20 protein-coding genes and 1 tRNA gene are annotated in these 16,313 nt (G+C 67.9%); 7 read left to right on the forward strand and 14 right to left on the reverse strand.

The features are described 5' to 3' along the window. Positions 1–51: 51 nt before the first annotated feature. The 5 genes from Q8K84_RS03080 to Q8K84_RS03100 form a co-directional block, all read right to left on the reverse strand. The gene (locus tag Q8K84_RS03080; RefSeq protein WP_305280628.1) at positions 52–2,565 is read right to left on the reverse strand and encodes a pyrroloquinoline quinone-dependent dehydrogenase; all 2,514 of its coding nucleotides are present in this window, start codon (positions 2,563–2,565) and stop codon (positions 52–54) included. 81 nt (positions 2,566–2,646) lie between these two features. Continuing rightward, positions 2,647–3,324: a nitroreductase gene (locus Q8K84_RS03085; RefSeq protein ID WP_305280630.1), complete on the reverse strand. Its 678-nt coding sequence runs from the start codon at positions 3,322–3,324 to the stop codon at positions 2,647–2,649. Between the two features lie 49 nt (positions 3,325–3,373). After that, the gene (locus Q8K84_RS03090; RefSeq protein ID WP_305280633.1) at positions 3,374–3,868 is read right to left on the reverse strand and encodes a LuxR C-terminal-related transcriptional regulator; all 495 of its coding nucleotides are present in this window, start codon (positions 3,866–3,868) and stop codon (positions 3,374–3,376) included. A 41-nt stretch (positions 3,869–3,909) separates the two neighbouring features. After that, positions 3,910–4,593, reverse strand: a complete 684-nt coding sequence (locus Q8K84_RS03095; protein WP_305280636.1) for a cytochrome b/b6 domain-containing protein — start codon at positions 4,591–4,593, stop codon at positions 3,910–3,912. Positions 4,594–4,768: 175 nt separating this feature from the next. Further along, the gene (locus Q8K84_RS03100; RefSeq protein WP_305280639.1) at positions 4,769–5,431 is read right to left on the reverse strand and encodes a Fe2+-dependent dioxygenase; all 663 of its coding nucleotides are present in this window, start codon (positions 5,429–5,431) and stop codon (positions 4,769–4,771) included. 239 nt (positions 5,432–5,670) lie between these two features. Here Q8K84_RS03100 and Q8K84_RS03105 point away from each other — a divergent pair, with 239 nt between their 5' ends. Then, a complete protein-coding gene (locus Q8K84_RS03105) occupies positions 5,671–6,015 on the forward strand; it encodes a zf-TFIIB domain-containing protein (RefSeq protein WP_305280642.1) in 345 nt (114 codons plus the stop codon). A 17-nt stretch (positions 6,016–6,032) separates the two neighbouring features. Here the strand turns inward: Q8K84_RS03105 and Q8K84_RS03110 are convergent, their stop codons facing one another. Together Q8K84_RS03110 and Q8K84_RS03115 are read right to left on the reverse strand one after the other, a co-directional pair. Then, on the reverse strand, positions 6,033–6,236 hold the full coding sequence (locus Q8K84_RS03110; RefSeq protein ID WP_305280646.1) for a hypothetical protein: 204 nt from the start codon (positions 6,234–6,236) through the stop codon (positions 6,033–6,035). 8 nt (positions 6,237–6,244) lie between these two features. Further along, entirely contained in the window at positions 6,245–6,559 is a 315-nt protein-coding gene (locus Q8K84_RS03115; protein ID WP_305280649.1) for a helix-turn-helix domain-containing protein, read from the reverse strand. Between the two features lie 159 nt (positions 6,560–6,718). Between Q8K84_RS03115 and Q8K84_RS03120 the strand changes: the two genes are divergently transcribed. The 4 genes from Q8K84_RS03120 (at position 6,719) to Q8K84_RS03135 (ending at position 10,375) form a co-directional block, all read left to right on the forward strand. After that, on the forward strand, positions 6,719–7,057 hold the full coding sequence (locus Q8K84_RS03120; RefSeq protein WP_305280652.1) for a hypothetical protein: 339 nt from the start codon (positions 6,719–6,721) through the stop codon (positions 7,055–7,057). A gap of 98 nt (positions 7,058–7,155) precedes the next feature. Next, positions 7,156–8,937 (forward strand): copper resistance system multicopper oxidase, encoded by a 1,782-nt coding sequence (locus Q8K84_RS03125; protein WP_305280655.1) that lies wholly within the window; start codon positions 7,156–7,158, stop codon positions 8,935–8,937. Next, a complete protein-coding gene (locus Q8K84_RS03130) occupies positions 8,934–9,962 on the forward strand; it encodes a copper resistance protein B (protein ID WP_305280658.1) in 1,029 nt (342 codons plus the stop codon). Before Q8K84_RS03125 ends, Q8K84_RS03130 begins: the two co-directional genes overlap by 4 nt. Positions 9,963–9,976: 14 nt before the next feature. Next, positions 9,977–10,375: a copper resistance protein CopC gene (locus Q8K84_RS03135; RefSeq protein WP_305280661.1), complete on the forward strand. Its 399-nt coding sequence runs from the start codon at positions 9,977–9,979 to the stop codon at positions 10,373–10,375. Between the two features lie 16 nt (positions 10,376–10,391). Here the strand turns inward: Q8K84_RS03135 and Q8K84_RS03140 are convergent, their stop codons facing one another. Continuing rightward, complete coding sequence (locus tag Q8K84_RS03140) at positions 10,392–10,805, reverse strand: MerR family transcriptional regulator (protein WP_305280663.1); 414 nt, start codon at positions 10,803–10,805, stop codon at positions 10,392–10,394. Positions 10,806–10,911: 106 nt separating this feature from the next. Between Q8K84_RS03140 and Q8K84_RS03145 the strand changes: the two genes are divergently transcribed. Continuing rightward, positions 10,912–11,616, forward strand: a complete 705-nt coding sequence (locus Q8K84_RS03145; RefSeq protein WP_305280686.1) for a MauE/DoxX family redox-associated membrane protein — start codon at positions 10,912–10,914, stop codon at positions 11,614–11,616. A 50-nt stretch (positions 11,617–11,666) separates the two neighbouring features. Here the strand turns inward: Q8K84_RS03145 and Q8K84_RS03150 are convergent, their stop codons facing one another. After that, entirely contained in the window at positions 11,667–12,077 is a 411-nt protein-coding gene (locus Q8K84_RS03150) for a response regulator (protein WP_305280666.1), read from the reverse strand. Between the two features lie 14 nt (positions 12,078–12,091). Next, positions 12,092–12,466 carry a hypothetical protein gene (locus Q8K84_RS03155; RefSeq protein WP_305280669.1) on the reverse strand — a complete coding sequence of 125 codons (375 nt, stop codon included), beginning with the start codon at positions 12,464–12,466 and terminating at the stop codon, positions 12,092–12,094. A 406-nt stretch (positions 12,467–12,872) separates the two neighbouring features. Here Q8K84_RS03155 and Q8K84_RS03160 point away from each other — a divergent pair, with 406 nt between their 5' ends. After that, positions 12,873–14,174, forward strand: a complete 1,302-nt coding sequence (locus Q8K84_RS03160; protein WP_305280671.1) for a sodium:proton antiporter — start codon at positions 12,873–12,875, stop codon at positions 14,172–14,174. Between the two features lie 237 nt (positions 14,175–14,411). Here the strand turns inward: Q8K84_RS03160 and Q8K84_RS03165 are convergent. The 4 genes from Q8K84_RS03165 to Q8K84_RS03180 form a co-directional block, all read right to left on the reverse strand. Further along, positions 14,412–14,488: transfer RNA gene (locus Q8K84_RS03165), tRNA-Arg, on the reverse strand. 132 nt (positions 14,489–14,620) lie between these two features. After that, the gene (locus Q8K84_RS03170; protein WP_305280674.1) at positions 14,621–15,139 is read right to left on the reverse strand and encodes a CarD family transcriptional regulator; all 519 of its coding nucleotides are present in this window, start codon (positions 15,137–15,139) and stop codon (positions 14,621–14,623) included. A gap of 347 nt (positions 15,140–15,486) precedes the next feature. Then, positions 15,487–15,828: a ferredoxin FdxA gene (gene fdxA / locus Q8K84_RS03175; protein WP_305280676.1), complete on the reverse strand. Its 342-nt coding sequence runs from the start codon at positions 15,826–15,828 to the stop codon at positions 15,487–15,489. Between the two features lie 121 nt (positions 15,829–15,949). Further along, complete coding sequence (locus Q8K84_RS03180) at positions 15,950–16,249, reverse strand: RNA-binding S4 domain-containing protein (RefSeq protein ID WP_305280689.1); 300 nt, start codon at positions 16,247–16,249, stop codon at positions 15,950–15,952. Positions 16,250–16,313: the final 64 nt, after the last annotated feature.

The following is a 16,313-nucleotide window of genomic DNA, read 5'->3' on the forward strand; positions in this document are numbered from 1 at the left end:
CGGTCACGCCGCGGCGCCAGGAGGTGGCCTAAACCTTTGTGCGAGAGGGAGTCATTCGGGCAGGGCGTAGACCTTTAGATAGTCACCCGGTGTCGTTTCGAAACGGGCATGGCCGGTGGCGGAGACCGCGACGTACTGCCGGCCCTCATGTTCATAGGTCATGGGGCCAGCCTGAGGACCGGCGGGCAGGCGCGCCTCCCACACCAGTTTGCCGGTGGCTGTCTCAAAGGCCCGCAGGAAGTCGTCCTGGGCCGCGCCGATGAAGGTCAGCCCCCCGGCGGTGATAAGCGGTCCGCCGAGATTGGGCGTGCCAGTGGCGATCTTCAGGAAGGTCGGAACGCCCAGGGGACCGACATCGAAGCCCGTTCCCAGGGGCTTGGACCAGACGACCTCGCCGGTATCGATGTTGGTGGCCGAGATGTAGCCCCAGGGCGGCGAGATGCACGGCACCTTGAGCGCTGACCACCAGATCGGGCGGGTGACGCCATAGGGCGTGCCCTGGTGCGGGGCCACGGCCTGATCAGGTCTGGCGCCGCCAGATCCCACCGCCTTGTCGTCCACCGTCTCACGGGGGTGGAGGATGACCAGGTTGGGCAGGCGGGAATTGTTGGCGATGATCAGGCGGCGCTCAGGATCAAAGCCCAGCCCGCCCCAGTTCATCCCGCCCACCGTGCCCGGGAACAGGAGCATCCCGGCCTTGTCGGTCGTGGGCGGGGTGAACATGCCCTCATAGCGATGCCGGTGAAAACTGATGCGGCACAGGGCGCCATCAATGGGGGTGAGGCCAAAGGCGTGGCGGGCGTCGATCCGCTCGGGCTCTCGACCCGGCACGCCGCCGATATTGGGATAGAAGACCGACTGGGGCTGGGTCGGCGCCACCCAGTCGCCGGGGGCGGCCCCCTGGGGGACGGGCCGTTGCTCGACGGGCCGCAGTGGCTGACCGGTGGCGGCGTCCAGCAGGAAGAGGTTGCCGGTCTTGCTGGCCTGCATGATGGCCTGCCGGCTGACCCCCTCGATGGTGACGTCGACCAGCATGGGCTGGGCGCCCAGGTCGTAGTCCCACAGATCGTGGGTGACGGTGGTGTAGACCCACCGGGTGGCGCCGGTCTGGAGATCCACGGCCACGACAGCGTCGGTGAAGCGGTCTTCCTCTGCCGTCCGGTTGCCGCCCCACTGGTCGGCCGCGGCGTTGCCGGTGGCCAGGAAGGCCAGGCCCAGGGTTTCGTCGGCCGAGATGATGTTCCAGACGTTGGGGGTGCCGCGAGGATAGATCTCGCCGGGCGCCAGGGCGGCCTGGGCGTCGGGCCGCAGGGCGTCCCAGGCCCAGCGCAGCTCGCCGGTGCGGGCGTCATAGGCGCGCACCACGCCCGACGGGGCGTCCCGACGCTGGTTGTCGCTCACCTGCTGGCCAAGGATCAGCAAGCCGCCGACCACGGTGGCGCCTGAGGTGTTGGAGGCGAAGCCCTTTTCCCGCAGGCCCATGCCGACGGTCATGTCGACGACGCCGCCCTGACCGAAGTCCTGGCACGGGAACCCTCCCACGGCGTCCAGAGCGATGAGGCGACCATCGGCCGTGGCGACGAAGACCCGCCGGTGGCACTGACTGCCGCCCCGGGGGACGGGGCCGATCACCCCGGGAACCGCCGGCATCGCGGCGATCACCTCAGGGCGACCAGCGGCCGCGCCGTCATCGAAATAGCCCACGGCGCGGCAGGCCGCGGTGAACAGGGACTCCATGGTCTCAGCCGGAACCTTGGGGTCGTGGCTCCAGCGCACCTCGCCGGTGCCAGGATCAAGGGCGAACACCTTGTTGGTGGGCGTGCAGGTGTAGAGGAAGTCCGCAGCCTTGATCGGCGTGTTCTGTGACGAATAGAAGACCCGCCCGGCCTCTGGATTCAGGTCCCCGCTACGGAAGGTCCAAGCTTCGGTCAGCTCGCCGACATTGGCGGTGGAGATCTGGTTGAGCGTGGAATAGCGACGCCCGCCGAGGACGCCGCCATAGGCGGTCCAGTCGGCCCCGGCCTCCTGCGCGGCGCCAGGGCGTGCTGACGGGCCTTGCGCGGGAGCCGCGGCGCCGGTGGCGGGCTCGGTCCGCTCCCAACTGGCGAAGACGACGAGGGTCACGGCCAGGACGCCACCGGCCACGCCGGCCAGGGCCGCGCGACGGGGCGTCGAGCGCGGGGGGCTGGCCCACATGAGCCAGGCCAGGGCCACGGCGGCCAAGAGCGCGGCCATCAGACCCGCCCGGCCGGCGAGATCTATGCCCCAGGCGGGCAGCCAGCCCTTGCCGCCGATCTCGATCAGCGACCAGGCCAGCGTGATCAGGAAGGCGCCGGCGAACAGGCCGAGGGCGACCTTGTCGCGGCCCCGCCAGGCGAGGACTGCGCCGAGAACCAGCAGGGCGCCGGCCAGCAGATAGTAGACCGAGCCCCCCAGGGCGATCAGCCAGACCCCGAGGCCCGCCATGACAAGGCCCAGGACGCCGGTCAGGCTCGCCAGGGCCAGATACAGCCATCGCCAGCCGCGGCGTTCGGTGTGTCTCAGTTCTGCAGCATGGCTCGCCATGACCGGGTCTCCCTCCAGCTTCCCAAGCTAGAGCGTTCGAAGACCCCAAGGTGTTTCACAGAATCTCGAAAAGGTTCCGGCCTAGTCGCCAAAGCCGACGAAGATGGCGGCCTCGGCCACCGGCTTGCGCTCGGAGACCACCGCATTGGCGGGGAAGGTCTCGTCAGGCCAGCCCAGCGCGATGCTCTTCATGATCACCTGGTCATCAGCGATTCCGGCGTGCTCGCGGACCACCGGCGACTGCATGATGCCCTGGCTGTTGATCACCGCCCCCAGGCCCCGGGACCAGGCGGCGTTCACCAGCGCCGTGGTCACTGCGCCGCAGTCGAAGGGCGTGTCATCGCTGCCATCCAGCACGCGGTCATAGGTGACGATCACACAGACCGGGGCGTCGAACTGGCGGAAGCCGCGCAGCACCCAGTCCTGGCGCATCTCCTTGTCCTCGCGGGCGATGCCCATGGCGGCGAACAACTGCTTGGCCACGCCCACCTGCCGGTCGCGGTGCGGGCCCTCGAAGGCCTGGCCCGTGCGAAACTCCCGCGACTGCGGCACGCCGGCCACCATCCGTTCGGTGTTGCCGGCCCGGATGCGGTCGAGGGGCTCGCCGGCGATGACGTAGAAGTTCCAGGGCTGGGTGTTCATGGACGAGGGCGCGCGCATGGCCAGGCTCAGGATCTCCTCGATCAGTTCTTTCGGAACCGGGTCGGGCTTGTAGCCGCGGATGCTGCGGCGACCGAGGATGACGTCATCAAACTGCATGAAGGGGACCCTTAGGGTTTTTGGCGCGGTTCCAAGGGCTGCAGAACTGTCAGTTTTCGGCGGCCAAGCCAATACGCCGCCGGGCGGCCGCGGGGGCTGGCGCGATGATAAGCTCATCCAGGAAGAGGCTTGCTAGCGCCCCTCGAGAATTGACCCCGGCCTTCTGATAGACCCGAGTCAACTGGGCGCGCACCGTGCCCGGGGCGGCGTTGCGCAACTCGGCGATCTCAGCCACCTCGCAGCCTTTCAGGGCGAAGATGGCCACATCGGCCTCAGCTGGCGTCAGGCCCCATTCCCGGGCTCGCGCCTCGAAGACTTCGCTCAGGGCGCCGGCCGCGATGGCCAAGGCCGCGGTCTTGCGCCGACCCGCCGCCAGCAGGCCGCGAAGCTGCAAAAGGCCCAGCACCACCCCGGCCAGGAGCCCCAGGGCGGCGACGGTCTCGACGGCGACATGCAGGCTGAGGCCGTCCGCAGCGACGTCGGCGGCCGCATCGAGCATGAAGAAGGTCACCGCCAGGGCCTGGAGCGCCACGACGCCCGCCACGGCGCCTGCGCGGGGCTCCAGGACACGTGGCGGGCGACGGTTCACTCTGGGCGGGGCGGCTTGCGGCCGCCGGTGAGAAAGGCCGGCAGCATGGCGGTCAAGACCCAGCGCCCGCTGCGGCGCGTCTCGAACGCCACGCCCAGCAGGTGCAGACCAGCCAGCACGAACAGCAGGTTCGCCGCGATCTCGTGGATTTCCTCCATCACGTCCTCATCCACTCCGGCGATCAGGCCAGCCTCGCTGCGCCCCTCGTCCGCCTCATGAGCGTCGCCGTCTTCGTTCTTGTCGCCCTCTTCTTCCATCGTCGAAGAAGGGGACGACGCATTAGACGCCGCCTCGGCGACCGGTGTCGAGGCGCCTGGCAGGCCGCTCATGGCCACGCCGCTGGAAATGACCACCGCCAGACTGCCCCACAGGGCGTAGACCATCAGGGCGCCGAGGGGATTATGGGACCGGTGATGGGTCTTCTCGCCTCTGGTGATCTCCCGCACGTGAACCCCCGCGCGGCGCAGGCTGGGCGGAAAGGCGGTTAACCGGGCCTCCGGCGAGCCCACGAGCCCCCAGATCCAGCGCAGGATCAGCAGGGCGGCGACGCCGTAGCCCACCCACTGGTGAAGCTCTGAGCCGTCTTCGGTGAACAGGCCGTTCGCCACCACGCCGGCGGCGACCCCCCAGTGGGTCAGCTGGACCAACGGGTCCCAGCGGCGGGTTTGAGATTTTTGCACGGTCGGCTCCATTTGATCGGAATGACCGTCAGTTCAGCCGCCCGTGTGGCCCCGCCCAGTGCAGGGGCGCTTACAAGGCGGGGTCTAAGCGGGCGCTTACGGGGCGGATGTTCGCCAACCCCACCTACAACCGGCGACTGACCAGGCGTCAGGCGGGGCCCGGCGCCAGATGCGTTCAATCCTGCGCCCACATGCGCAGTAGGGCGCCGATGGTCTTGTCCAGGCGCAGGGCGCCCTCACCGGGCGGAAGCGTGTCGCGGACCTGCTCGAGGTCATAGAGGGCCTCGCGCTGGTCGGCGTTGCGGATCTGGCTCTGCACCCAGCCGACGCAGGCCAGGCGCTCGCCCGCCGTAACCGGCGCCACCCGGTGGAGGCGGCCGGTGGGATAGAGGACAGCTGCGCCGGCCGGGGGGCGGAAGGCCCGCTCGCCGGCCAGGTCCTCGATCACCAGGGCGCCGCCCTCATAGGTCTCGGGGTCAGAGAGGAAGAGGGTGAAGCTAAGATCTGTACGCAGGGGCCAGCCGTGCTCGTCGCTCATGCCGGCGTTGTCGGCGTGCAGGCCATACTGCTGGCCCGGGCCATAACGGGAGAAGATCAGGTTTGACCAACGGGCCGGCCGCGCCAGCCGGCGCATGGTCGGGTGGGCGTCCAGCGCCAGGCGCACCTGTCGGGCCAGGGCGATGACGGCGGGATCGTCGCCGTGGGCCTGGAGATTGTCCTTCACCGGGGCGGCGGCGTCGCCCGCAGTCGCCCGGCCGTCCCGGAAGGGGGCGGCGGCCAGGCCCTCACAGACCTTGCCGGCCTGGGCAGGGGAAAGGACGTCGGGCAGCAGGATCATGGGCGGGTCTCCTTCGCGGGTCGGACGGGGCCTTTTCCGGCGCCCCCGCGCTGGGCCGCAAGCGGTTTGGACGGAGCCCTTGTCCCAACGCGGACAGGCGCCCATCTTGCCGTTGCGGACCGGGCCCCTCTGGTGATGCCGACCCTGGTCGGCGCACGATGTCGGACGCATCACGTCGCCACGTGAGGTCTGAGGGTCCGCCATCGCCATCGGCCTCCGTTGTTCAGAAGGAAGTCCTGATGCCCCTGCTCCTATGCCCCAATGACAACAGCCCCATGCAGACAGTGGAGCGCACCGGCGTCCAGTTCGATATGTGCCCCACCTGCCGGGGCGTCTGGCTCGACCGTGGCGAACTTGAAAAGCTGATGGAGGCCGCCGCCCAGAGCGCCGCGCCGCCGCCGCAGTCGCCCGCCGCGGCGCCCTATGGCGGACCGCCTCAGCAGCCTCCTCAGCAGCCTTGGGGCGGCGGCTATGGGGAGCGGGGTGAACGCGGCGAATACGGAGAGCGGGGCGAGCGGGGCGAGTACGGCCAAGGCCCCCGCTACGGCAAGAAGCGCCCCTCGATCTTCGACATCTTCGACTGAGGGGCCCCGCGAGCCTCTCAGTCCACCGCCTTGAGGACCGTCTCGATGGCCGCCAGCCGGGCCTTGATCTCGGACAGGCCATCGAGGAGGTCCTGCTGGGAGGCGCCGCTCCTCTGGGCGGCGCGGGCCTGCATCACCGCGGCGCCGTAGCGCATGGCGAAGACCAGCGCGATGGTCGCCATCGGGATGGCGAGGGTCAGGAGGTAGATGTTCGCGTGCATGTCAGTCCCTATTTCTCGGTTTTTTCAGACAGGGTCGGCGCCAGACTGGCGACGATTTCAGGGGTCAGCTCCAGATGGAACGGACAAACTTCAAAGTATTTCAGCGCTTTACCGTCAGTCGAAAGCTCAAGCTGGCTGCGGACGAGGCCCGCTTCCTCCAGCCTGCTGAGATGCAGGTGGAGCAGGGGCCGGCTGATCCCGATCTCGCGGGCCAGCCGGCTCACATAGTTGCGTCCCCCTACGCTCAGGGCGGCCAGGATGCGCAGGCGATGGGGGTTGCTGAGCGCGGCCAGGGTCAGCGCCAGTTCATCTCCAGAGGTCAAGATCGATACCCCGCTTTCATGTGTCAGTTATTTATTACGCATGAAAGAAAGTCAAGCGAAGGGCGCGGCCTTGCCCCGAGCCGGAGCCTACATCCGGCTCTGATCGCCCCGCTATGCGCTCTGGCCCTGGCCGCCTGCGGAGAGGCCGATCTTGGCCAGGTGGGCCGCAATGCGGCCTGGGCGGCGGTGGAGGCGGCCAATCCCGAACTCCGCCAGGGGCTGCGGGCGGCCCAGACGCTTCGGCAGGCCGCAGCGACCTGTGGCTGGGCCGATGTGGACGCCGCCGCCCTGGCCCGGGTCGGCGCCGCGGGTATCGAAGAGCCCATGCTGCGCGCCGCCGCGCAGAGCCTGGCGGAGGATCTGCTGACTGGGACGCCGACCTCGGGCGCGGCCAACACCTCGGACTGCTCACCCGAAACCCGTCGCGCCCTGGAGGAGCAGATCGCCGCCATGGCCGGCGGCGAAAGTGAAGGCGAGGGCGAAGCAGGGGGCGGTTGAGGCCCCCGCTGGCGGCGCCCGGTTCGCCGTGCTTGACTCCGTACCATAGTCCGCAGGCGATAACCGGGGTCGATGTCTGAAACAGGGAGTCCGTCTGGATGATCGACCGCGAGAGACGCAGGCTGTTGCGGAGCATGGCCGGTGGCGCGGGCCTGCTGAGCCTGCAGGGGTTCATGCCGGCCTGGGCGCAGTCCGGGGCTGGCGGTCTGCGGGCCGACCCGGGCGTCCTTAGCGGGCCCGACATCAGGCTCCGGGTTGGCCATTCGCCCTTCTCCGTGGGCGGGCGCACCGGTCACGCGATCACCGTCAATGGCACTGTGCCTGCGCCGCTGATCCGCCTGCGCGAGGGTCAGACTGCGCGGCTATCGGTCACCAACACCCTCGATGAGGACACCTCGATCCACTGGCACGGGGTGCTGCTGCCCTTCCACATGGACGGGGTGCCAGGCGTGAGTTTTCCGGGCATCGCGCCGGGCGAGACCTTCCAATACGAGTTCCCGGTCATCCAGTCGGGCACCTTCTGGTACCACTCCCACTCCAATTTGCAGGAGGCGATGGGGCACTATGGGCCGCTGATCATTGATCCGGCCGGCCCCGATCCGGTGGTCTATGACCGCGAGCATGTGCTGGTGCTGGCGGACTGGAGCTTCCTTCATCCCCACGAAATCCTCGACCGGCTGAAGAAGAGCCCCGGCTACTTCAACCGGGCGCGCACGACCCTTTCGGGACTGCTGTCTGGCGAGGACGGGATGAGCCTGGAAGAGCGGCGCATGTGGGGGGCCATGCGGATGGATCCCCGCGACATCGCCGACGTCAACGGGACCACCTACACCTACCTGGTCAATGGCCACGGGCCGGCGGAGAACTGGACGGGCCTGTTCCAGCCCGGCGAGCGGGTGCGTCTGAGGATCATCAACGCCTCGGCCATGTCGATCTTCAATGTCCGCATTCCGGGTCTGGCCATGACGGTGGTCAACGCCGACGGGGAGAATGTCCGGCCGGTGGAGACCGACGAGTTCCAGATCTCCGTGGCTGAGACCTATGACGTCATCGTCCGTCCGACCGAGGACCGCGCCTACACCCTGGTGGCCGAGGCTGTGGATCGCTCGGGCCTGGCCCGGGCCACGCTCGCGCCGCGCCTGGGCATGACCGCCGAGGTTCCGCCCCTGCGCAAGGTCCCGACACTGACCATGCGCGACATGGGAATGGGGGGCATGGGGGGCATGGGCGCCATGGATCACTCAGCCATGGGGCATGGGGCGGCGATGGATCATGGGGGCATGGATCACGGAGGAATGGCTCATGGGGCTGGCGGCCATGACATGCGCAATCCCGACAACGCCCCGGCCGCCATGGCGGTGGGCGTCGGCGTCGACATGATCTCGCCCGACCCGGCCAACCGGCTGGGCGAGCGGCCCATGGGGCTCGAGGACGTTCCCCACCGGGTCCTGGTCTATACCGACCTCGTCTCCCTTACGCCCAACAAGGACCAGAGGCCGCCGTCCCGGTCGCTGGAGATCCACCTGACCGGCAATATGGAACGGTTCATGTGGGGGTTCGACGGCCGCAAGTTTTCGGAAATCGTCGAGCCTATCGCGTTCGCTCGGAATGAGCGGGCGCGGGTGACGCTGGTCAACGACACCATGATGGCCCACCCCATCCACCTGCACGGCCACTTCTTCGAGCTGGTGACCGGCGGCCCGGCCGGGCATCAGCCGCTGAAGCACACGGTCAATGTGGCGCCGGGCTCCAAGGTGACCTTCGACCTGACCGCCGATGCGCCGGGCGACTGGGCCTTCCACTGCCACATGCTGATGCACATGCATGCCGGCATGTTCAACGTGGTGACGGTGCGCCCCCTGGACGGAGACCCGGCATGAAGCGCCTGCTGATCGCCCTGGTCCCGCTGATGCTCGCCGCCGGCGAAGCCCGCGCCCAGGACCATGCCCACGGCGCGCCGCCGCCCGATCCGCACGCCGGCCACACCATGCCGGCTGAGGCCGATCCGCACGCTGGACACACCATGCCGGCTAAGGCCGGTCCGCACGCCGGCCACACCATGTCGGCTGAGGCCGATCCCCATGCCGGCCACGCCATGGGCGCCCCGGTCAGCGGGCCGCCCGACGTGCCGACCAGCGCCGATGACGCCGGCCGGCCGCGGCGTCCCCCCCCGCCGCGGGCCGCTCGCTCTGGCCCCGCCCACGCCGCCGACGCCCTGTGGGGCCAAGACCGGATGGCGCAGGCCCGCCAGGGGCTGCTGCGCGAAAACGGCGACGTGCGGGCCACCGCCGTGATCATCGACCGGCTGGAGGCGCGGTTCGAGGACGGCGAGACCAACTGGCTGTGGGACGTCGGCGGCTGGACCGGCGGCGACATCAACCGCTTCTGGTGGAAATCCGAGGGTGAGGTCGCATCTGGCGGCGAGGTCGAGGGCGAGGTCCAGGCTCTCTATAGCCGCGCGGTCTCGCCATTCTGGGATGTGCAGACCGGCGTGCGCCAGGACTTCCGCGAGGATGGAGAGGACCCGACCCATCTGGTCCTGGGCGCCCAGGGGCTGGCCCCCCACTGGTGGGAGGTGGACGCCGCGGCCTTCCTCTCGGCGCAGGGCGACCTGACCGCGCGGGTCGAGGCTGAGTACGACCAGCGCCTCACTCAGCGCCTGATCCTGCAGCCGCGGATCGAGGTGGAGGCCGCGGCGTCTGACATTCCCGAGCTTGGCCTGAGCTCTGGCCTGACCCACATCGAGGCGGGCCTGCGCCTGCGCTATGAGATCGCCAAGGAATTCGCCCCCTATCTCGGCATCGAATGGAGCCGCGACCTGGGGGGCACGGCCAACCGCACCCGGGCGAGCGGCGGCGCGCCGGAACACACCGCGTTTGTTATCGGCCTTCGGGCCTGGTTCTGAAGGAGCCCCTGATCATGAGACACACTCTGCTGGCCCTCGCCTTGAGCACCCTTTCTCTGGGCGCCGCCGCCCCGGCCCTGGCCCAGGATCACCACGCCGGCCACGGGGCGCCTTCGGCGCCGGCCGACCATGCCGCCCACGGGGTCGTCACCAGCCCGGCCGAGGGCGAGATGACCCACGGCGCGCCGGACTGGTTCACCGCAACCTTCGAACATCCCATGACCCTGACAGCGGTGACGGTCGCGGGTGAGGGCAAGCCGGCCCAGACCGTGCCTGTCGCCGCAGCGGCCGCCACCACCGAGGTCTCCGCCGACCTGCCGGACCTCGCGCCCGGCCGCTACGTCCTGACCTGGACCGCCAAGGGCGCCGACGGCCATGAGATGACCGGCGCCGTGCGGTTCATGGTCCACTAGGTTCGGCGGAGCCTCCTCAGGCCGCCTCCCCCTGGAAGGCGGCGATGATCGGGCAGGGGCCGCTGTCGCTGGAGGCGCAGGCGCCGGCCAGCCGCCGCAGGGCCGTGCGCGCCTCCACCAGATCATCGATGGCCCGGTCCAGGGCCGCCAGGCGTTCAGTGGCGAGGGCGTGGGCCCGGGCCCGGTCTTCGCCGGCGTCCAGGGACAACAGCTCCTTGATCTGCTCCAGGGTGAAGCCCGCCGTCTGGGCCGAGCGGATGAAGCGCAGTCGCCGGACATCCTCCTCCCCATAGCGGCGGATGCCGGCCCCGACCCCGTCGCTGGACCAGCGGTCCGGCGTCGGCAGCAGGCCGCGACGTTGGTAGAACCTCACGGTCTCCACACCGACGCCGCCCTCGCGGGCCAGGATGGCGATGGTTCGAGCTTTCATGGTTGACTCCGTACTGACGTACGGAACTTAGGGTCAGGCTCAAGGATTACAAGACCAAGGAGCCCCGCCCGTGACCCAGCCCCCGAAGACCGCCATCCTGCATCGCATGGTGATGGCCGACCATGTCTGTCCCTATGGTCTGAAGGCCCGCCATCTGCTGCGCAGTCGCGGCTACCAGGTCGATGACCGTTGGCTGACCTCCCGGGAAGAGACCGACGCCTTCAAGGCGCAGCACGGGGTCGCCACGACCCCCCAGGTGTTCATCGAGGGCGTGCGGATCGGCGGTCATGACGACCTGCGCCGCCATCTGGGCCTCAAGGTCCGCGACCCCAAGGCCACGACCTACACCCCGGTGTTGGTGGTGTTCGCCACCACCGCCATCATGGCGGCCATGATCAGCCTAGCGGTGTTCGGGACCATCCTGACGCAGCAGACCGCCGTCTGGTTCATCGCCCTGTCGATGATGGTCCTGGGCATGCTCAAGCTGCAGAACATCGAGAGCTTCTCGACCATGTTCCTCAACTACGACCTGCTGGCCCGGCGTTGGCCGCCCTATGGCAAGATCTATCCCTTCGCCGAGTTCGGGGCCGGCGCCCTGATGACCGCGGGCCTGTTCACCTGGCTCTCGGCCCCGGTCGCCCTGACCATCGGCGCCATCGGCGCGGTCTCAGTGTTCAAGGCCGTCTATCTCGACCGGCGGGAGCTGAAATGCGCTTGCGTCGGCGGCGACAGCAACGTTCCCCTCGGCTTCCTCTCCCTGACCGAGAACCTGATGATGATCGCCATGGCGGTATGGATGCTGGCGATGTGAGGGGCGCCGATGTGGCCTCGCCCGCCATTCAGAGCGCCCGCGCCTCGTCGCTAAACCCAGACGACGGCCGTAGCCGGCGCGGGGGCGTTTCTGTTTGAGAGCTTCGCCACCCGATCAAGCATGTCAGCCCCGCTGAACGGCTTGGCGACGCAGGTCTTGACGCCCAAGACGGCGGCCCGGCGGACATCTTCAGGCGCCAGCCGACGGGCCATCATCATCACCTGGCAGCAGTCCAGATCATGGCTGAGACGGAGTTCTTCCAACAGGCCGAAACCGTCGAGTTCAGGAAGCTGGATTTCTGAAATCAGAACACACGGCCGCGCCACCTTTACGAGATCCAGTGCGGCCGGGCCCGTTCTGACGATGAGGGTTTCATAGCCGGCCAGATTGAGCCGAATCTGGAGCATTTCCAGCAGGGCCCGATCACTATCGGCGACGACGATGCGAGGCGTCCGAGACATGAGCTTGACACCCCCTAGAAGAGATCGAGATCGCCGGCCTGATCACGTTCCTCAACGCCCTGGCTCTCGCCGCCTAGCGCTGTGAGCAATCGATCAGCCAGGGCCCCGAGCGACACATCCTGCAAGGCCAGCGCCACGGGCGCCTCGCAGAGATCCTCGGTCTCCATACCCAGACGCCGGGCGAAGGCCGACAGGCCCGCCAAATGCTGGCTGAGCAGGTCGATCGCCTGAAGGCTGGCCTGGAGCTTCTCGCTCGCCGCCGGGGGCAGATCCGGCATGACGCCGCCAATGAGACTATCGAGCAGAATGCACCGGGCGCCTGCGAGTTCGATCTCGCCGGCCAGCGCTTCCAGCACCGCGCCATATCCAGGTGGTGTGGCCTGCTCCATTGCGATCGCCCCCACGCACGCCCCCGAGTTTGCCGGCCAGGGGACATGTGAGCGGCATAGGCTTAATCCGCACTTAACGCTGCGGAAGCCTGGCCCATCCCCGTGGCGTTGAAGGCCCGCCCAACCGACGCGCGCCAAGCGGGCTCCTCGAATGTCGACATAGGGACGCGCACCACTTTGCTGGCCAGTGGACGGCACGGTGGCCCGTGTCTCAGTTGTCCAATCTAGCTGGGGACGCACCAGTCAGATGCATGCCGCGTGCTGGCCCCGGGGAACCGTCATCACGCGACGCGCCAATTCTGCCGTTTGGCGCAGATTCGTCATGGCTGCCTAAACGGTTCAGTTGAATAGACTTCGAGCCCGTTGGCGCGTTGGTGCATCTCCCCGCCACATTGTCCGGACCCCGATGCCCGATCCCTACATCCTGATCCTGTTCGTGGTCGGTGCGCTGATCGCGCTGGTGGCGTGGCTGCCACTGATTTTTCGGCGAGCGCCACTGTCTCTGCCGATCGTCTGCGTGGTCCTGGGGGCGGCCATCTTCAGCCTACCCCAAGTGGGGTTCGATCCGATGCCTCAGATCTACCCGGACGTAACCGAGCGGATGACTGAGTTCGTGGTCATCATCGCCCTGATGGGGGCGGGGCTGAAAATTGACCGCATTTTCAACGTGCGGCGCTGGGGCGTCACCTGGCGGCTCTTGGGGGTGACCATGATGCTGTCGGTGGCCGCCATCGTTCTGCTGGGCTGGGGTGTCCTGGGGCTGGGGCTCGCGGGGGCGATCCTGCTCGCGGGAAGCCTGGCCCCCACCGATCCGGTGTTGGCCTCCGACATCCAAGTCGGCGCCCCCCGAGAAGGCGGAGAGGACACAGTGCGTTTCGGCCTGACGTCAGAGGCCGGTCTGAACGATGGCCTGGCGTTTCCGTTCGTCAACCTCGCCATCGCGCTCGCGCTCGTCGCCTCGGGTCAGAAGACCGACTGGTTTGTGGAGTGGTTGACCGTCAGCGTGCTGTGGGAGATTGGGGCGGGGCTGGGCGTCGGCTGGGTCGTCGGCTGGCTGTTCGGCTGGCTGACATTCGCCATTCCTATCAGCACCCGTCTGGCTGCGACTCGCGATGGCTTCATCGTCCTGGCCGCGACCTTCATCTCCTATTCGGTGACGGAGATGCTTCATTGCTACGGCTTTCTAGCCGTCTTCATCACCGCTTTGGCCTTCCGTCACGCCGACCGCGACCACGACTTCCATGTTCAGATGCACGACTTTATCGAACAGATCGAGCGTATGGCCATGATGGTGGTGCTGGTGCTGTTCGGCGGGGCCTTGGTCTCTGGGCTGCTTGGCCCCTTGCGGCCCATCGACGTCGCCGCAGCGGTAATCATCGTGCTGGTGGTCCGTCCCCTGACCGGACTCATCGGCTTCATTGGCTGGAAGCGGCCGATGCGCGAAAAACTCATCCTGGCCTTCTTCGGAATCCGGGGCGTCGGGTCGTTCTACTACTTGGCCTTTGGGCTCAACGCCGCACCGTTTGAGGGCGGCGACCGGCTGTGGGCGCTCGTAGGTCTGATCTGCTTGATGTCCATCCTGCTGCATGGCGTCACCGTGACCCCCGTCATGCGCTGGTTTGATCGCAGCCAAGGTCGCAACCCGGACGAAAACGTCACGCAGGAAGGTGCGACTGCAACGGATTCTGGGCGGGGAGCATCGTCGTAAAGCAACAGGGCGCGTTCGACACGCCAGAATGTCCGTCGAGGGTTGGCCCTAGCCCTGGTCGCTTCGCTGCAAAACAGACCTCGAACGACTGTCCAAAATCTGGCGAGGCGGCGAGGCGCAATGTCCGTCCTGGCGCGGTCTCAACGCCATCGGTGCTCAGCGGAGAGGTCTCCGCCAGCCTCCAGCATGGCCTGTCTTAAGTGGTTCTGCGGCCGGACTTAAATTGCCGCGACACCCTGGCGGCCCGGAAGGGACTCGAACCCCTGACCTTCGGTTTAGGAAACCGCTGCTCTGTCCTGCTGAGCTACCGGGCCGGCTTGGGTCTGAGCGATGCCATGGGGCGGGGGGCGGCGCCAAGCCCCTTGAGGCGCCCGGGGTCGCGGGATGGCCAACGAAAAACGCCCGGCGCTGGGCCGGGCGTCTCGATCGTATCAGGACCTGCGGGCTTAGGCGGCGGCGGAGGCGGCCTTCACCAGCAGAGACTTGTTGAGCATCACGATGGCGGCGTCGCGGTCGATCTGCTCGATGGCGGCGACTTCCCGGGCCATGCGGTCCAGGGCCGATTCATAGAGCTGGCGCTCGGAATAGGACTGTTCGGGCTGGTTCTCGGCCCGGTGCAGGTCGCGGACCACCTCGGCGATGGAGATCAGGTCGCCGGAATTGATCTTGGCTTCGTATTCCTGGGCCCGGCGGCTCCACATGGTGCGCTTCACCCGGGCGCGGCCCTTCAGCGTGTTCAGCGCCTGGCTGACCACGTCGCCCTCGGCCAGGGAGCGGAGGCCCGAGCTGCGCGCCTTGCCGGTGGGCACGCGCAAGGTCATCTTCTCGTGGTCGAAGGTGATCACATAGACTTCAAGCGAAAGACCGGCGACGTCCTGGGTCTCGACAGCCTGCACCTGCCCGACGCCGTGCGCCGGATAGACGACATGGTCGCCAACCTGGAAATCCAGACCGTTCTTGCTCATTGCGAGACCCTTCAAAATGCGCCGGGCGGCCAATCTGGAGTCACGGAGGCGACGCTCACAGGGACGAACCGGTCCTCGTCGCGGCAGGCGCGAAGTCCGACATCTCTGGAGCGGTGAAAACCTCTTTAGACACCCTCGCCCTGTGCGGGCGTGATCGGCCGGCGACGGCTCTTCTGTTGAACGACGGGACAGACGACAGCCGTCTGCCTCCACGCCAAGTATGACCGTACCATAAATATGAGCCGAAAGAAAGGCTTGGGGCCTTCAGGGCCTGGGCGGGAGCTTTGGTTCGGGCATGTGTCGTGCCGATACCCCGATCACCCCTATCGCAGCGCGCCCGTGGCCGGTCAGGAGCCGCGGCCGGGCTTTTCGCTGAAATACTTGTCCAGCTTGCCGGTCTCGCGCTCGTATTGTTCGGCGTCGGCCGGCGGCTCGCCCTTGACCGTGATATTCGGCCAGACGCGGGAATATTCTGAATTGATCCGCAGCCACTTGCCGTCGGGATCGTCCTCGGTATCGGGCTTGATGGCGTCCACCGGGCATTCCGGCTCGCACACGCCGCAGTCGATGCACTCGTCCGGATTGATGGCCAGGAAGTTCTCGCCCTCATAGAAACAGTCGACCGGACAGACCTCCACGCAATCCATGAACTTACATTTGATGCAGGCATCCATGACGATGTAGGTCATCGGGACAATAGCTCCGGTCGCGACCAGCAGGGGCGCGGGGTTTGGAAGGCGCGGGTTTTTCACGGCGCGGGGGCGCCTTGTCAACCAGGGGGGCTTAGCGCGTCTTTGGCCGTGGCGCGCCTCAGTATATCTGCAAGGGTGAATAGAGGGTTCGGGCCTCGGCCGGCGGGCCGCGCCGTTCGCCCATGGCCTCCACCGTCACCGCCGTCACCCGCCCCCCGATGGCGAAGACCAGCTGGTCGCCGGCCCGCACCGTGCGCGAGGGCTTGTCCAGCCGGTTCTCCTGGCCGCTCCGGGTCAGGCGCACGCGCTTGTTCTCCACAAAGGCCGCGGCCAGGGTGCGGGTCTTGAAGAAGCGCGCCCGCCACAGCCAGACATCGATCCGGCAGGTGTCGGGGGACTCAGGAGCCTCGGGCTTCATGCCGCGCCTCCGGGACGCGGCGCTCGGCGTCGGCGGCGGGGCTTGCGCCGGGCCGGCTCTGCGG

The sequence above is a fragment of the Phenylobacterium sp. genome, assembly GCF_030679875.1.
Lineage (GTDB): Bacteria > Pseudomonadota > Alphaproteobacteria > Caulobacterales > Caulobacteraceae > Phenylobacterium.

What these genes read in the sequence shown, in the direction of transcription:
- Q8K84_RS03080 (WP_305280628.1), bottom strand. Translation starts at nt 2,565, where the DNA reads ATGGCGAGCCATGCTGCAGAACTGAGACACACCGAACGCCGCGGCTGG.
- Q8K84_RS03085 (WP_305280630.1), bottom strand. Translation starts at nt 3,324, where the DNA reads ATGCAGTTTGATGACGTCATCCTCGGTCGCCGCAGCATCCGCGGCTAC.
- Q8K84_RS03100 (WP_305280639.1), bottom strand. Translation starts at nt 5,431, where the DNA reads ATGATCCTGCTGCCCGACGTCCTTTCCCCTGCCCAGGCCGGCAAGGTC.
- Q8K84_RS03105 (WP_305280642.1), top strand. Translation starts at nt 5,671, where the DNA reads ATGCCCCTGCTCCTATGCCCCAATGACAACAGCCCCATGCAGACAGTG.
- Q8K84_RS03110 (WP_305280646.1), bottom strand. Translation starts at nt 6,236, where the DNA reads ATGCACGCGAACATCTACCTCCTGACCCTCGCCATCCCGATGGCGACC.
- Q8K84_RS03125 (WP_305280655.1), top strand. Translation starts at nt 7,156, where the DNA reads ATGATCGACCGCGAGAGACGCAGGCTGTTGCGGAGCATGGCCGGTGGC.
- Q8K84_RS03130 (WP_305280658.1), top strand. Translation starts at nt 8,934, where the DNA reads ATGAAGCGCCTGCTGATCGCCCTGGTCCCGCTGATGCTCGCCGCCGGC.
- Q8K84_RS03135 (WP_305280661.1), top strand. Translation starts at nt 9,977, where the DNA reads ATGAGACACACTCTGCTGGCCCTCGCCTTGAGCACCCTTTCTCTGGGC.
- Q8K84_RS03140 (WP_305280663.1), bottom strand. Translation starts at nt 10,805, where the DNA reads ATGAAAGCTCGAACCATCGCCATCCTGGCCCGCGAGGGCGGCGTCGGT.
- Q8K84_RS03145 (WP_305280686.1), top strand. Translation starts at nt 10,912, where the DNA reads ATGGTGATGGCCGACCATGTCTGTCCCTATGGTCTGAAGGCCCGCCAT.
- Q8K84_RS03150 (WP_305280666.1), bottom strand. Translation starts at nt 12,077, where the DNA reads ATGTCTCGGACGCCTCGCATCGTCGTCGCCGATAGTGATCGGGCCCTG.
- Q8K84_RS03155 (WP_305280669.1), bottom strand. Translation starts at nt 12,466, where the DNA reads ATGGAGCAGGCCACACCACCTGGATATGGCGCGGTGCTGGAAGCGCTG.
- Q8K84_RS03160 (WP_305280671.1), top strand. Translation starts at nt 12,873, where the DNA reads ATGCCCGATCCCTACATCCTGATCCTGTTCGTGGTCGGTGCGCTGATC.
- Q8K84_RS03170 (WP_305280674.1), bottom strand. Translation starts at nt 15,139, where the DNA reads ATGAGCAAGAACGGTCTGGATTTCCAGGTTGGCGACCATGTCGTCTAT.
- fdxA (WP_305280676.1), bottom strand. Translation starts at nt 15,828, where the DNA reads ATGACCTACATCGTCATGGATGCCTGCATCAAATGTAAGTTCATGGAT.
- Q8K84_RS03180 (WP_305280689.1), bottom strand. Translation starts at nt 16,249, where the DNA reads ATGAAGCCCGAGGCTCCTGAGTCCCCCGACACCTGCCGGATCGATGTC.